Origin of the sequence: Mucilaginibacter terrenus, assembly GCF_003432065.1 — a bacterium.
In the GTDB taxonomy this organism is placed as follows: Bacteria; Bacteroidota; Bacteroidia; order Sphingobacteriales; family Sphingobacteriaceae; genus Mucilaginibacter; species Mucilaginibacter terrenus.
Genome location: NZ_QWDE01000003.1, coordinates 12,078 through 25,731, shown reverse-complemented (window position 1 = coordinate 25,731; position 13,654 = coordinate 12,078). Strand labels below are relative to the sequence as shown.

Annotated in this window: 12 protein-coding genes; 8 read left to right on the top strand and 4 right to left on the bottom strand. The window is 44.5% G+C overall.

The window, feature by feature from the left end; translation table 11 throughout:
* Positions 1-70 precede the first annotated feature (70 nt).
* Together DYU05_RS15450 and DYU05_RS15445 are read left to right on the top strand one after the other, a co-directional pair.
* Positions 71-703: an HAD family hydrolase gene (locus tag DYU05_RS15450; RefSeq protein WP_133300247.1), complete on the top strand. Its 633-nt coding sequence runs from the start codon at positions 71-73 to the stop codon at positions 701-703.
* A gap of 39 nt (positions 704-742) precedes the next feature.
* Positions 743-1,132 (top strand): hypothetical protein, encoded by a 390-nt coding sequence (locus DYU05_RS15445; RefSeq protein ID WP_117384050.1) that lies wholly within the window; start codon positions 743-745, stop codon positions 1,130-1,132.
* 62 nt (positions 1,133-1,194) lie between these two features.
* Here DYU05_RS15445 and DYU05_RS15440 read toward each other — a convergent pair whose 3' ends face one another.
* The 3 genes from DYU05_RS15440 to DYU05_RS15430 form a co-directional block, all read right to left on the bottom strand.
* On the bottom strand, positions 1,195-1,674 hold the full coding sequence (locus DYU05_RS15440; RefSeq protein WP_117384049.1) for a ferritin-like domain-containing protein: 480 nt from the start codon (positions 1,672-1,674) through the stop codon (positions 1,195-1,197).
* A 165-nt stretch (positions 1,675-1,839) separates the two neighbouring features.
* Positions 1,840-2,616 (bottom strand): DNA-formamidopyrimidine glycosylase family protein, encoded by a 777-nt coding sequence (locus tag DYU05_RS15435; RefSeq protein ID WP_117384048.1) that lies wholly within the window; start codon positions 2,614-2,616, stop codon positions 1,840-1,842.
* 52 nt (positions 2,617-2,668) lie between these two features.
* Positions 2,669-4,303, bottom strand: a complete 1,635-nt coding sequence (locus DYU05_RS15430; protein ID WP_117384047.1) for a gliding motility protein RemB — start codon at positions 4,301-4,303, stop codon at positions 2,669-2,671.
* Between the two features lie 168 nt (positions 4,304-4,471).
* Here DYU05_RS15430 and DYU05_RS15425 point away from each other — a divergent pair, with 168 nt between their 5' ends.
* The gene (locus tag DYU05_RS15425) at positions 4,472-7,492 is read left to right on the top strand and encodes a glycosyltransferase family 117 protein (protein ID WP_117384046.1); all 3,021 of its coding nucleotides are present in this window, start codon (positions 4,472-4,474) and stop codon (positions 7,490-7,492) included.
* A gap of 246 nt (positions 7,493-7,738) precedes the next feature.
* On the opposite strand, the gene DYU05_RS15415 is transcribed toward DYU05_RS15425, so the two are convergent.
* Complete coding sequence (locus DYU05_RS15415) at positions 7,739-8,233, bottom strand: hypothetical protein (RefSeq protein WP_117384044.1); 495 nt, start codon at positions 8,231-8,233, stop codon at positions 7,739-7,741.
* Between the two features lie 270 nt (positions 8,234-8,503).
* On the opposite strand from DYU05_RS15415, the gene DYU05_RS15410 reads away from it, so the two are divergent.
* From DYU05_RS15410 to argH, 5 genes are all read left to right on the top strand, one after another.
* The gene (locus DYU05_RS15410) at positions 8,504-9,754 is read left to right on the top strand and encodes a DUF2130 domain-containing protein (RefSeq protein WP_117384043.1); all 1,251 of its coding nucleotides are present in this window, start codon (positions 8,504-8,506) and stop codon (positions 9,752-9,754) included.
* A gap of 149 nt (positions 9,755-9,903) precedes the next feature.
* The gene (locus DYU05_RS15405; RefSeq protein ID WP_117384042.1) at positions 9,904-10,194 is read left to right on the top strand and encodes a hypothetical protein; all 291 of its coding nucleotides are present in this window, start codon (positions 9,904-9,906) and stop codon (positions 10,192-10,194) included.
* Between the two features lie 11 nt (positions 10,195-10,205).
* Entirely contained in the window at positions 10,206-10,568 is a 363-nt protein-coding gene (locus tag DYU05_RS15400) for a single-stranded DNA-binding protein (protein WP_165852091.1), read from the top strand.
* 114 nt (positions 10,569-10,682) lie between these two features.
* Positions 10,683-11,747, top strand: coding sequence for a M20 family metallo-hydrolase (locus tag DYU05_RS15395; RefSeq protein WP_117384040.1), 1,065 nt, complete (start codon positions 10,683-10,685; stop codon positions 11,745-11,747).
* 481 nt (positions 11,748-12,228) lie between these two features.
* Positions 12,229-13,587 (top strand): argininosuccinate lyase, encoded by a 1,359-nt coding sequence (gene argH, locus DYU05_RS15390; RefSeq protein WP_117384039.1) that lies wholly within the window; start codon positions 12,229-12,231, stop codon positions 13,585-13,587.
* Positions 13,588-13,654: the final 67 nt, after the last annotated feature.

Below are 13,654 nucleotides of genomic sequence, written 5' to 3'. Positions count from 1 at the left end.
TTATGGTATTTTTTACTGATTGCAATAATTTAGCGGATATCACACAATCTTGTTTAAATTCACCACTATTATGCAGAAACCTGATAGCTTAATTTTTGACATGGACGGCACCCTTTGGGATGCCGTGGATACCTACGCTCACTCGTGGAACGTGATGTTTGAAGAACTTGGTATAGATAAAACTATTAACCGTGAGCAACTTGCCGGTATGGTGGGCTGGGAAGGCAAAAAGGTGATAGAAGTAATGATGCCTGAGTTTGAGCCGGAAAAGAGGCTGGAGATATATGCACAGGTAAACGAAAAACGGAAAATACTTATTCCGCAGATGGGTGGTATTCTTTATGATGGTGTTATAGAAGGGCTGGAGGCACTTGCTGAAAAGTACCAGTTATTTATACTAAGCAACTGTGCTAAAGGGGTTATCCGCCAGTTTATTGACTGGAGCGGCATTGACCAGCATATAACTGATGAGATTGCATATGGCATCAACTACATGCCAAAAAACCACAATATAAAGTTGCTGGTTGATAAATATGATCTAAAAAACCCATACTATGTGGGCGATACAGCCGGCGACGGTGAGCAGAGCCGCATTGCAGGGATACCTTACGTATTTGTAAGTTATGGCTTCGGCGAAACGGACGATTACGATCTTAAGTTTGACGACTTTCCATCGCTAACCAATTATTTTGTAAACTTATAGGGATACACCTTGTTAGCATAACAACTAAAGACAGAATATATGAAAGGCCGTGTAATTACAATAATAGTAGTGGTGTTAGTAGCGGTACTTGCTGTAGTAGGATACTACCGGTACTACTTTGTGTTTGGCGAAGGCGTTAAAGCCGGCACCATGAATTATTTTGTAAAGAAAGGCTACCTGTTTAAAACTTACGAAGGCCGCCTGATACAAACGGGCATACGTACGCAAACACAAGGGAACATCCAATCAAACGAGTTCATGTTTTCGGTAACGGACGAAAAAGTTGCTGATAAACTTAACCACAGTGCCGGCGCTATGCTGGAACTGCACTATAAAGAATATAACCATACCCTGCCCTGGAGAGGAGTAAGCGTTTTTGTGGTAGACAGTGTAATGTCGGCTACTCCGGTTAGTACGCCAACGCCATAATATATTAAAAAGTAAAGCCGGGCATTAATGCCCGGCTTTACTTTTTAATATCAATTAAGTGGTTATGCCTCTTGTTCTTTAACAGAATCGCGCAGTGCCTTGATTGCGTCGTGAGCTATCTTAAGCCCGTCCATGTGGCTGGTAAGCAGTGTTAAAACTTTTTCGTCTTCCCAAATAAGTTCTTTATCATCCAGTGCTTTACGGTACGAGCTTTTGGCTACGTCTTCGCCGTATTCACAATCAGAAAGTACAGAATAGTTGTCCTTTTTGGTAAAGGCAGCTTTAACATCTATCCAGGTGTGGTAAAACTTACCTGAAAGGGTTGTGCCATCTGTAGGGGCGCCGCCTAATTGGTGAACGTAGTCGTTCAATTCATTAACATACCCTCTGCTTTGATCAGCATAACCTGCAAAAACAGATTTAAGACTTGCGTCTTCGGTGCCTTCGGCCGCTTTCTGGTATCCTGTGATACGGTCATTATTGGTTTTGATCAGATCATTAAGAGCTGAAATTTGGTGTTGGATATGCTGTAGAGTTCCCATGGTAGTGAAAATATATGTGTTGACAATTAATACTACATGGTAAACGCAATAGCTATGCCCGATAGTGAACTCGGGTTGATTTAACCGAGAAAAAGTAAATTAAGCATGAAAGATGGCGTATCAGGTTAACTAAAGCTAAGTTGATGTAGGCTTTTAAGTACAAGATTACTGATAAAGCTCCTGTTCGTCGGTGTAGTACGTTTTTCGGGTAGCTTCTTTTATATGAATGGGCTTACCGGTGGGGCTTTCTTTCTTTTTAGGATTATGGATGTTCAGAAAATCACGCACCTCCCCATGAATAATGTCGGGGTTTGAATGAATGATCTGCTTTTCGGCATTTTTAAGCACACTGCGTATGGATGCTGCAAGATCTTTTACTTTAGCATCAGGTATTTTATTAGACGGGGAAAAAGGAGATATACGCGCATCCCACAAAATTTCATCTGCATAGGCATTACCAATACCGCGAATAATCTTTTGATCTAAGAGTACCGTCTTGACGATGGTTTTTGTTTTACCCAATTTCTCCTTCAGGTACTTGTAACCGGCAGCTTCATCCATTGCATCGGGTGCTGTTTTCTCTTCTGGGTTTAGGGTAGGGGTTGCCGCCTTTTGAAAATCGGTAAGCACAAGGCCGCTTCCATCGGTAAATTGCAGTTCCAGTATCGGGTACTTGTTTGCGTTTTCGCCTTCAAACAAAAACAGCTTGCCGTGCAACATAAGGTGCAATGCTAAAACATCTCCGCCCGAAAACTTAAAATGAAGTTCCTTGCCTTCCCGGTAGACTTTGTTCAACTTGTGGCTGGCAAGTGCAGAGTGCAACTCCTTTTCACTTACGTTTAGCTTTTGTGAAACGTGAACGATAACGTTTTTAACTATCTTCCCGGAGAGTTTTTTCTCAAGATTGTGGCTGAAGGCTTGCAGGTCTGGAAGTTCGGGCATGGCGCTATTTTACAAGATTAACACTTACAAAAGTCTTTAGTTCAGCGAAACGTTAAAAGTCGTGATAAAGGTTTCTGAAGGTGCTCCTCAAACCAAAAGTTAACAATACGTTCTTGTTATTACCCAACGCATTTTTTTCATTACGGTAAAGGCCACCAAGCTCAAAACGCAAGTTGTATTTTGGGTTAATAAGCAATGATACTGTGCCTTCAGCATAGTACAAATCAGTTGTTAATCCCTGCCCAACATTGCCGCTCGGGTTAGTTACCGCGAACGGGAAATTTACATCTTTGCCATTGTTCTCGCCATTTGCATCCAAGCCATACTTAGCGTAATTAAGCTGTCCCTGGAAGTCCACCCGTCCTAAGGAGTAATTCAGTATGCCAACCAGTTCTTTAAAGTTAGCGCCCAGTGGATGTGCAAGTGGTTCGCCATAGAAGGTATAGCTGCTTAGTGAATAAGAGCTGCTGTAAGTATATGGCTTTACCCGGTTGTATTCTAAAAGGTAGCTCAGGTTTTTAATCCCGCCAACGTCGCCGCCACGAATACCTGCCTGTAAACCATAGGTTTTATTTGCCTTTGTATTTTGCCCGTTAACATTATCCAGCAATGCCTGACCGTAAATGGCATTCTTATCAATGAATTTATATTTCACGGTATAACCTACCAGTGAGTTGGTAGGCACGTTCCTTTTATTACTGCTCGTGAAGAACAACGGATTGATGAAGTTAGGGGAGAAGCCAACACGGTTGCCCTGATCATCAGCTTCAGGCATTACTACCGCGTGGAACAAGCCCATTGATACACTGTTGGTGATATTCCAATCAAAATAATGATACAGGGCATACTTGCGGCGATTGCTGCCCAGGTCATCAAACTTGGTTGCTTTAATGTCTTGCAGATAGGTCCACATCATCATGTAGCGCACGGGGCCTAAATCGGCAGTTACACGCAAAAGCGGGTAATTTGCCGAGTAATCAGACAGCAGGAGGGAACGGTAACCATCGCCAATAAAGGTTTTATCCTGTCCTAGCGTGATGTTGAGGTAATTGGTTGGTGAGTACGATAAAACAGCGGTGGCGTATGACCAGTCCTTTTGTGTTTTACCAAAGCTACGGTCATAAGCCTGTCCCGGTACCATGCCGGTGCGGTTAACGTAGTTGCTGTAGTAATTGGCAAACACGCCCTGATTTTCGTAGCCGCTTGTATAAAAAGAGAATTTTGTTCCGATGGTACCGCCAACCTGAAAACCGCGGGTGTTTATGCCCAATTGAGTTTTAAGCCCAAAGCCGATTGGTTTAAAGTTTGAGCCGAGGCTTTTATCTTTAAAGTCCTTTCCACCAATGTTCTCTGTAAGCAAGTCGGCATAAAAAGTATAATCTTTAGTATTAACTTCTAACAAGTGCTCGTTAAAAAGCTTCCGCGAAACCCAACTGGTTCTGCTGCTATCAACCCCAACGCTCATTAATTCATTGTATCTGCCGGTAAGCGAACTATCAATTAAAAAGGGGCGCAAAGAGGTATGCAGCTTGTTGCTTTTAGAATATACCTGTCCATTAAACTTCTGGTAAAACTGATATGACTGTGGTAGGTATACCGATTGCGCTTTAGAGCTAGTTGCGAAGCTTATAAGCAACACGGCTATCATAAAAAATCTGCCGGGCGCCTTTGGTAAGTATTTTTGCATACGCAACAAAATAAAGCTAATTTATTGTAACATTGAAATAAGGTGATTAATAACAAGCACCTTTTAACAGTTAATTTGTGTTAAATTGATGGCCCGCATCATGCGGTAATCAAAACAAGTTATAAAAATTACTGATATTTGCGCCGCTCATCAGCACCTCATCATTTCATGCAGTATAATAAGATCAATAACCTTTTAGGATGGCTTTGCTTTGTTATAGCCTTAATCACCTACACATTAACACTAGAGCCATCAGTTAGTTTTTGGGACTGTGGCGAGTTTATTTCCTGCGCGTTCCGCCTGCAGGTATCTCACCAGCCGGGTTATCCAATGTTTGCCATGCTGGGCAAGGTGTTTTCGTTGCTATCCTTCGGCGACAATTCTAAAGTACCTTTCTATACCAATATGATGTCGGCAATTGCCAGCGCTGCAACGGTAATGTTCCTTTTTTGGACTATCACCGCCATGGCCAAAAAGTTACTTGCAGGAAGGGAGAATGAATTTGGCGACGCTTACACCATTGCCATTATGGGTAGCGGTTTGGTGGGTGCTTTGGCATTTGCATTTACAGACACATTTTGGTTCTCTGCTGTAGAAACCATCGTTTTCGCGCTTTCTTCGCTGTGTATAGCTGTGGTTTTCTGGGCAATATTGAAATGGGAAGCCCATGCAGACGAGCCCGGTGCCGATAGGTGGATCATTTTTATCGCTTATGTAATCGGCTTATCCATAGGTATTCACTTGCTTAACCTGCTTACCATACCAGCAATTGCTTTGGTATATTACTTCCGCAGGTATAAAAATATAAATACTAAAAGTGCCATCCTGGCTTTTCTGATAGGGGTTGTTATACTTGGCTTGGTGCAATACGGTATACGCGGCTATACAGTTAAATTTGCCGCTTACTTCGACTTTTTCTTTGTGAATTCGTTAGGGATGGGGTTTGGTGTTGGGGCCATTTTCTTCCTGGTATTGCTGGTAGCAGCACTTGTATTCAGCATACAATACAGCATCCGTAAGCGTAAACCGGTACTCAATCTAATTTTACTTTGTGTAGCTTTCATTTATTTTGGCTACGGTTGTTTTGCTTACATCCCTATTCGCGCAGCAGCTAATCCTAACCTGAACAACTCGCACCCGGATAACCCTTTTATTATGTACGGTTATCTCAATCGTATCCAGTACGGAGAGAACCCGCTGCTTACAGGGCCATACTTTGATGCTCAGGTGATTGATCAAAAAGAGGGAAACACTATTTACCGTAAAGGCGAAACTAAGTACGAAGTTGCCGGTAAGCGCCCGAACTATGTTTACGACCATACCACAATATTCCCCCGCATGTACAGCACCGATGCAAACGACGTGGGGTTTTACCGTGGCTGGTTGCAGATGGCCGATGACCAGAAACCAACCTTTAAGGATAACCTTGCGTGGATGGCCAGCTGGCAGGTTTACCAGATGTATTTCAGGTATTTCTTGTGGAACTTTGTCGGCCGCTATAACGACCAGGACGGACAAACCAGCACTGAAGCTATTGACGGTAACTGGACCACCGGCTTGCTTGATGGTGGAAGGCATCTGCCTAAATCTGTTGTTGAGGATCCAAGCTACACCCCGCTTTACGGTATTCCGTTCGTACTGGGCATTGTTGGTTTGATATACCACGTTAACCGCAAAAAACGTGACGCGCTGGTAATAGCTTTACTGTGGTTCTTTACAGGATTAGCTGTCGTATTGTATGTTAATCAGCCAAGTGTACAGCCCCGTGAGCGCGATTACTCATACGTAGGCTCCTTCTATGCATTCGCAGTTTGGATAGGCCTGTCAGTGATTGCCATTGCTGACCTGATTAAAAAGAAGGTAAATGCGCGTACTTCCGCATTGGTTGCTACTGTTATTTGCCTGCTGATAGCACCTGTGCTGATGGGCTTTAAAGAGTGGCGCGGTCATGACCGGTCTACTAAACTTACCCCTCATGACATGGCGTACAACTACCTGATGTCCTGCCCGCCTAATGCTATACTGTTTACCTATGGCGACAATGATACCTATTCGTTGTGGTATGACCAGGAAGTTGAAGGTATACGGCCTGATGTTAGAATAGTGAACCTAAGCCTGTTCACCGGCGACTGGTACATCCGCCAGATGCAAAAGCCAATGAATCAAAGTGCGCCGCTACCCATCACCATGCCTTACGATAAGTACAAAGAGGGTGTGCGCGACGTAATTTATTATAGCGACAGCAAAATAGCGGGTTACACACCAATAAAGGACATATTCGAGTTCCTGACATCAGATGACAGGAACATGCAGGGGCAAAGCCAGGGTGGAGATTACGTTAACTACTTGCCAACTAAGAACTTCAGCCTGAGCATTAATCCTGACGATGTGCTAAAAAATAAAGTAATAACACCTGACCAGCGCGGGATGCTCGCCGATACGATGAAGTGGAAGTACACGTCAAATTACGTCACCAAGGAGAACCTGGCCATATTTGATATGCTTGCACACAATGACTGGAAACGGCCGATATGCTTTACTACCACAATGGGCAGCGAAAACCTAATTGGCTTACAGCCATATCTTTACAAAGAAGGTTTCACCTATAGGTTGCTACCATTGAAAGCAGATACTGCAAATCATGATCAGTTGAGCAAAACCAACACTATGGTGATGTATAACAACATGATGACTAAATTTAAGTATGGTAATTTTAAGACAGCCAAGTACTTAGATCATGAGTCGCGTAATATGTTTTACCCGGTGCTGCTTACAACATTCCTTGACCTGGCGCGAGGGCTGGAGAAGGAAGGCCGCGGCGATTTAGCTATTAAAGTATTGCATAAGTGCGATGATGAACTGCCAAACCTGTATCCTTACATTGATATTGCCAAGCGTAAAATGTACATGGTCGAGCTAGCTTACAGGCTGGGGGACATTAGCTTAGCTAAAAAAATCACTAATGACATCAACAGCTTCCTGACAGACCAGCTGGACTATAATGCCTACAATATGACGGCAGATGCCAATAAGGTAGATCAGCGTGATGTGTATATTGGTTTACAGGCTCTTAACGGTTTGGTAGAGGCTAGTACACGCGCTCACCAGGATGCTGTAGCCAAAAAATTATCTGCCGAATTGAAGGATTACGAGACTAAATTCGCTTCTGTACTTAGCTCTATACAATAACTAACAACAAGACTTTGTCACCTGGTTTAAATACCGGGTGATGAAGTTTTAGTGACAAGATGCTGTCACTGCTATTTCCATGTAGACGTAATTGTGGGGTTTTGCCGCGAGCAAAAACCTTCAAAAACCACATTTTTCTAAAGCAGGGTTTAAATTCGCGAATATGCATATACGATGCGGCGCAAAAAAGGCTGCAAATCGCAATAGCGCATAAAAATTGAAACGAATTATTCGCTGTTTGTACTGCTACGCGTTAACGTAGTGATGCCCGTTTAAAAACTCTTTCATTTGGTGAGGCAGGGGATAGTTTCCGGTCATTCGGCGGATAAGTACCACCTCACCGACATGGTAGGCCAGGTGGGTAGATATTTCCTGCAGTAACTTTACTTTGCTGGTAAATTGCTCTTCCCCGGGGTTAAGTTTTTTAGCTTGTTTTTTTACCTGGTCAAGCAGGTCATACAATAACACCACGGTTTTATCCAGTTCTTTTTGGCTGTTTGCTTGCTCTTCATCAATCCAGGTCTCCAACTCGTCAGCCTCAACGGTGTGAGTAGGGTCTTTAAGAACTTTAATCTGGTGAGTGTGCCAGGCTATCAGGTGATTGATGATCTGCCATATGGTAGCAGGCATTTTAGCTTTGTGCAGTTCCCTGCCGCTTTCAACCGCAATCAACCCGTCAAATGCCTTGTAGGTATCAAAAGCATCCTTAAAAAGCTCTTCAAATAATATCTGCTGTATCATATATTAAAGTATCTGGATAGATGTTTCTGACAACCAGGGGCGACAAATCTAGCGTTACTATTCTAATTTGTTTGTAAACATTAACAAATAAAAACCTTGTATATGGCCGGTAATTCTTATTTCTGCGTTTCCCTGCTTGTTAACGTGCTGTGCTGCAATAATGTTTTACTGTATAAATGTCAGGCTATCACGCCAACGCTGGCGTAAGCGTCAAAGTAATAATTCGTAAATTCACACCAAATCCTGAAATTCGTACCACTAAAATTAATTATGGCAACAGAAGTAAAGTGCCCAAGCTGCGGGCATGGGTTCCCGATAGAGGAGGTGATGGCAGAAGAATACAAGCAGCAGTTGCGTTTACAAATGGCCGACTTTAAAAAGCAAAAGGAGGACGAGTACCGCCGCAAGGAAGATGAGTTTGCCAGCCGCGAAAAACAACAGCAGTTACTGTTTGAACAACGTATAACGGAAGAAAAAAAACAATTGCAGGCTTCATTGGAAGAGAACCTGCGCAAGAACATAGCGACCGACTTTGAGAACAAGATAACCATGCTCCAGAACTCGGTTAATGCCAGTGCCGAAAAGTTAAAGGAATCACGCCAGAAAGAACTGGAGTACATGCAGCGGGAGGAAGTACTGAAGCAAAAAGAACAGGAACTGGAACTTGCCCTGCAGCGCAAACTTGCAGAACAGCGTGCCGAACTTGCCGAGCAAATACGCAAACAGGAGATTGAGCGATACGCCATTAAAGATACCGAGCACCAGCTGAAGGTGAAAGAGATGGAAAAGCAGCTGGAAGACCAGAAGCGGCTGGTTGATGAAATGAAGCGCCGTGCCGAACAGGGATCCATGCAGTTGCAGGGCGAGGCGCAGGAACTAATACTGGAAGAGCTGTTGCGCCAGTGCTTTCCGTTTGATGTGATAAGTGAGGTGGGTAAAGGCGTTCGGGGTGCCGATTGTGTGCAAACCGTACGTAATCAGTTCGGGCAGGAGTGCGGCAGGATCATTTATGAAAGTAAACGTACCACTGCGTTTGGCGGAGACTGGATAGACAAGCTGAAGAAGGACATGCGCGCCATGAATGTGGATGTTGCCGTAATAGTTACCCAATGCTACCCCAAAGGTATGGAGTGTTTTGGCGAGCGCGACGGCGTTTGGATATGCAGCTTTGACGAAGTTAAAGCCGTTTCATACATCCTTCGGGATGGCGTGGTAAAGCTGGCTAACATGGCTAAGGCACAGCATAATAAGGGCGACAAAATGCACCTGCTATATGATTACCTTACCAGCAGCGAGTTTTCTGAACAATGGAAAGCCATACGCGAAGGTTACATGGGCATGCGCCTGTCCATACAAAAAGAGCGTGACGCTATGGAAAAGATGTGGAAAGCTCGTGAAAAGCAACTGGAAAAGGTATTGCTTAACGCAGCGCATATAAAAGGGTCAATTGAGGGTATTGCCGGCAGCGACATGATACATCTTAGTTTAGGCGATGAAGAGGACCCTCTTCTGCTTGACTAAATTGCTGAAAAGGTAATTACCATTTATTGTAGTCGTGGCGTAATTACTGTAATTAATAATTAAATGGGTATTAATACAGCCCACCGAGGCGTATTAATACCCATTCGTCCAATATCCTTTTAAGCAACTTTGGAGTAAACACTACTTCTATGAAAGCTGTCTTAAACCGATCGTTGGTTAGGCATTTGGTACTGCAGGGTTACAAATACTGCCTTTCTAAAACAATTAACATTCAAAAACAAAACGCTTCAGTACAAATAACGCTTACCCCAACGCGTTCGCGGCCCACTACCCGGCTGCTCCCCCCAGGGTACGATACCTATTTTAGCATCATGCACGAGCCGCTTCAAATGGCCGACGGTATAGATGATACCGAAGTGTTAATAAACCTGCATGATACAGATATAGAGCGCTATCGCGGTAGCGTAAGTTTCATTTAATGCCCATCGTTATGGTTAACACTGCAGTACAGGAAAACGGAGCACCTAAACGTACGATGCTGAGCAATACCGGGGTTAATAAGGCGATACTGCTGGGTGAGGTATATAAGGAGCCTTATAAACAGAGGAAGAGCGGCGAGGAACAACTTTACTTTACGCTGGTTACGCATGAAAATGTAAAACGCGGCGATGGTAATATTCCACACCACGAGTACCACACCATACACATACCAGAGGCTTTGAAAAACATTAGGTTGCAACAGGGGCAAACAGTTTACGTGGAGGGCAAACTGCATACCATCTCGTTTGTAGATGACCAGCAGGTAAAACGCTATAATGTAGAAATTAGTGTCAGCAGGATAGAGGCTATTTAGCGGCCGATGGTGTGTTTTAACGGTATAATTTAACACTAAGCTAAACCGGGTTAATTTGCTACCTGCCATAAAATAGGTAATTTTGCCAGGCACCGCAACGTGTGCAAAACATCTATGGCCGATATAACCACTTTGCAGCAGCAGGCAATAACGCTGCTTCAGCAACTCATATCTATACCCTCGTTTAGTAAAGAGGAAGACCGCACAGCTGATCTTATTGAGGAGGTACTACAGCAGCATGGTGTTCAAACTCATCGTAAGCTCAACAATATATGGGCCTGGAACAAGCATTTTGATGCAGCCAAGCCAACCATACTGCTTAACTCTCATCACGATACCGTAAAGCCCAACTCAGGCTACACCCGCGACCCTTACGACGCAAAAACTGAAGAGGGAAAGCTATATGGCTTGGGCAGTAATGATGCAGGCGGTTGCCTGGTATCGCTCATCGCGGTATTCCTGTACTATTACGAGCAGGAAGGGCTTAAATACAACTTTTGCCTGGCAACAACTGCCGAGGAGGAAATATCAGGTGTTAACGGATTGGAACTGATTATTCCCGAACTTGGTAAGCTGGAGTTTGGCATAGTAGGCGAACCCACACTGATGGACCTTGCTATTGCCGAACGTGGACTAATGGTGCTGGATTGCACAGCCTATGGCAAAGCCGGACACGCTGCCCGCGAAGAAGGCGAGAATGCTATATATAAAGCCTTGGCGGATATCGAGTGGTTCCGTAACTTTAGGTTTCCTAAGGAGTCGGAAGTTTTTGGTCCGATAAAGATGTCGGTCACCATTATCAATGCAGGGTCTCAGCACAACGTAGTGCCGGCCACCTGCACCTTTACTGTAGATGTACGCGTTACCGATGCCTACCGTAATGAAGAAGTGCTGGAGATCATCCGTCAGCATGTGCAATGCGATGTAAAGCCACGCTCCATCAGGCTTAAGCCATCTTCAATAGACAAGAACCACCCGTTTGTACAAGCAGGTGTAGCTCTGGGCCGCAAAACTTACGGCTCACCAACCACATCTGATCAGTCGCTGCTGGATATTCCTTCAATCAAGGTCGGTCCCGGCGATAGCGCCCGCTCGCACATGGCAGATGAGTTTATATATGTTCATGAAATAGGTGAAGGAATTGCGTTGTATATAAAGATGCTTTCAAAGATTGTTTGATCTGAGCAGTTTAATTACGGTATTGGTCACTGGGTTGTTCTTAATTTAAAGTAGGTGCTGACTTGACTGTTTGTCTGCTCATTGCCGCAGAGGCTACTTCTTTTCTCTTGAAAGAAAAGAAGCAAAAGTTCAAGACGAAAAAAACCTTCATCCCTCAGGCCTTTACCCCGGCCCGGTTTTTCGTCGTTCCCTGCGCTTTATACGGATGATTGTGGTGATGAATGTACTTAAATGTTGCAGAGCCTGACGAGCCCATCGAAGTCCGAATATTGCGGCCTTAGAACAGGCGGGTGGCACAAGCAACGGGTAAGCACTACCTTGCACAGCCTGTTGTACAGCCGCGAGTTTTTTCTTTGTTACTTTCTTTTTTGCGGAAAAAAAGAAAGTAAAAGCACAAGCCAAACGATCACTACTGACTTTGATAATGAGCCTTCAAATAACATAGTTCTTACCACATTCCATTTAATTCTATATTTGCACCATGAGCAAGCTTTGGCAAAAAACCACCAACGTTAATCAACTGGTAGAAACCTTTACCGTCGGTCGCGACCGCGAACTCGATCGTGAAATGGCCGCTTTTGATGTGCTGGGTTCACTTGCTCATACCGCCATGCTGGAGAGCATAGGCCTGATGAGTGCGGATGATCTGGCCTTGGTGCAAAAAGAGCTCAAAGAAATTTATGCCGATATCCAAAACAACAACTTCACCATTGAGGATGGGATAGAGGACGTACACTCGCAGGTAGAAATGCTGCTTACTCGTCGCATAGGTGATGCTGGTAAGAAAATCCATAGTGGCCGATCCCGTAACGACCAGGTTTTGGTAGACCTTAAACTCTTCTTCCGCAGCAGGATAAAAGAAGTGGTAGAAGCAACAGATACATTATTTCGCCAGCTTATCATCCTGAGCGAAAAGCACAAGGATGTATTGCTTCCCGGCTACACGCATTTGCAGGTAGCTATGCCATCCTCATTTGGTTTGTGGTTTGGCGCTTATGCCGAAAGCCTTGCCGACGATCTGGAGATGATGCTTGCCGCATGGAAGATCACCAATAAAAACCCGTTGGGTTCTGCCGCGGGATATGGCTCGTCGTTCCCGCTGAACAGGACGCTTACTACAGAGCTTTTAGGCTTTGAGCGGCTAAACCACAACGTAGTTTACGCGCAGATGGGTAGGGGTAAAACGGAGCGCATTATAGCGCAGGCGCTATCATCTATAGCGGCTACGCTGGCTAAAATGGCTATGGACCAGTGCTTATACCTGAGCCAGAACTTTACGTTTGTAAGCTACCCGGAGCACCTGACCACGGGCAGCAGCATCATGCCACATAAAAAGAATCCGGATGTGTGGGAAATTATGCGCGGCAAGTGCAACCGCCTGCAAGCTTTGCCAAATGATGTAGCGTTAATGACCACCAACCTGCCATCGGGCTACCACCGTGAGTTGCAGCTGCTGAAAGAACTATTGTTCCCCGCCTTTACTGACCTGCTCAGCTGCCTGGAGATGGCCACTTTTATGCTGCAGAACATCAGCGTTAATAAGAATATCCTGGACGATCCTAAGTATGCTTACCTGTTCAGCGTAGAAGAGGTAAATAAGGCGGTACTGAACGGTGTTCCCTTTCGCGACGCCTACAAGCAAATAGGGCTGGATATTGAACAAGGAAATTTCGACCCTGAAAAAGCTGTCAACCATACTCATGAAGGAAGCATAGGTAACCTGCAGAACGACCAGATTACCGCGGCAATGAACGAGGTAATCAGCGGCTTTGGTTTTGCTAAGGTTGACGATGCGATTGCAAAGTTGGTCAGTGAGTCAGGAAGTCCGAAAGTCGGATAAGTCAGAAAGTCCGAAAGACTAAATGTAAACCGGACTTCCAGCAAAAAAAAACATCTCCCGGACTTCC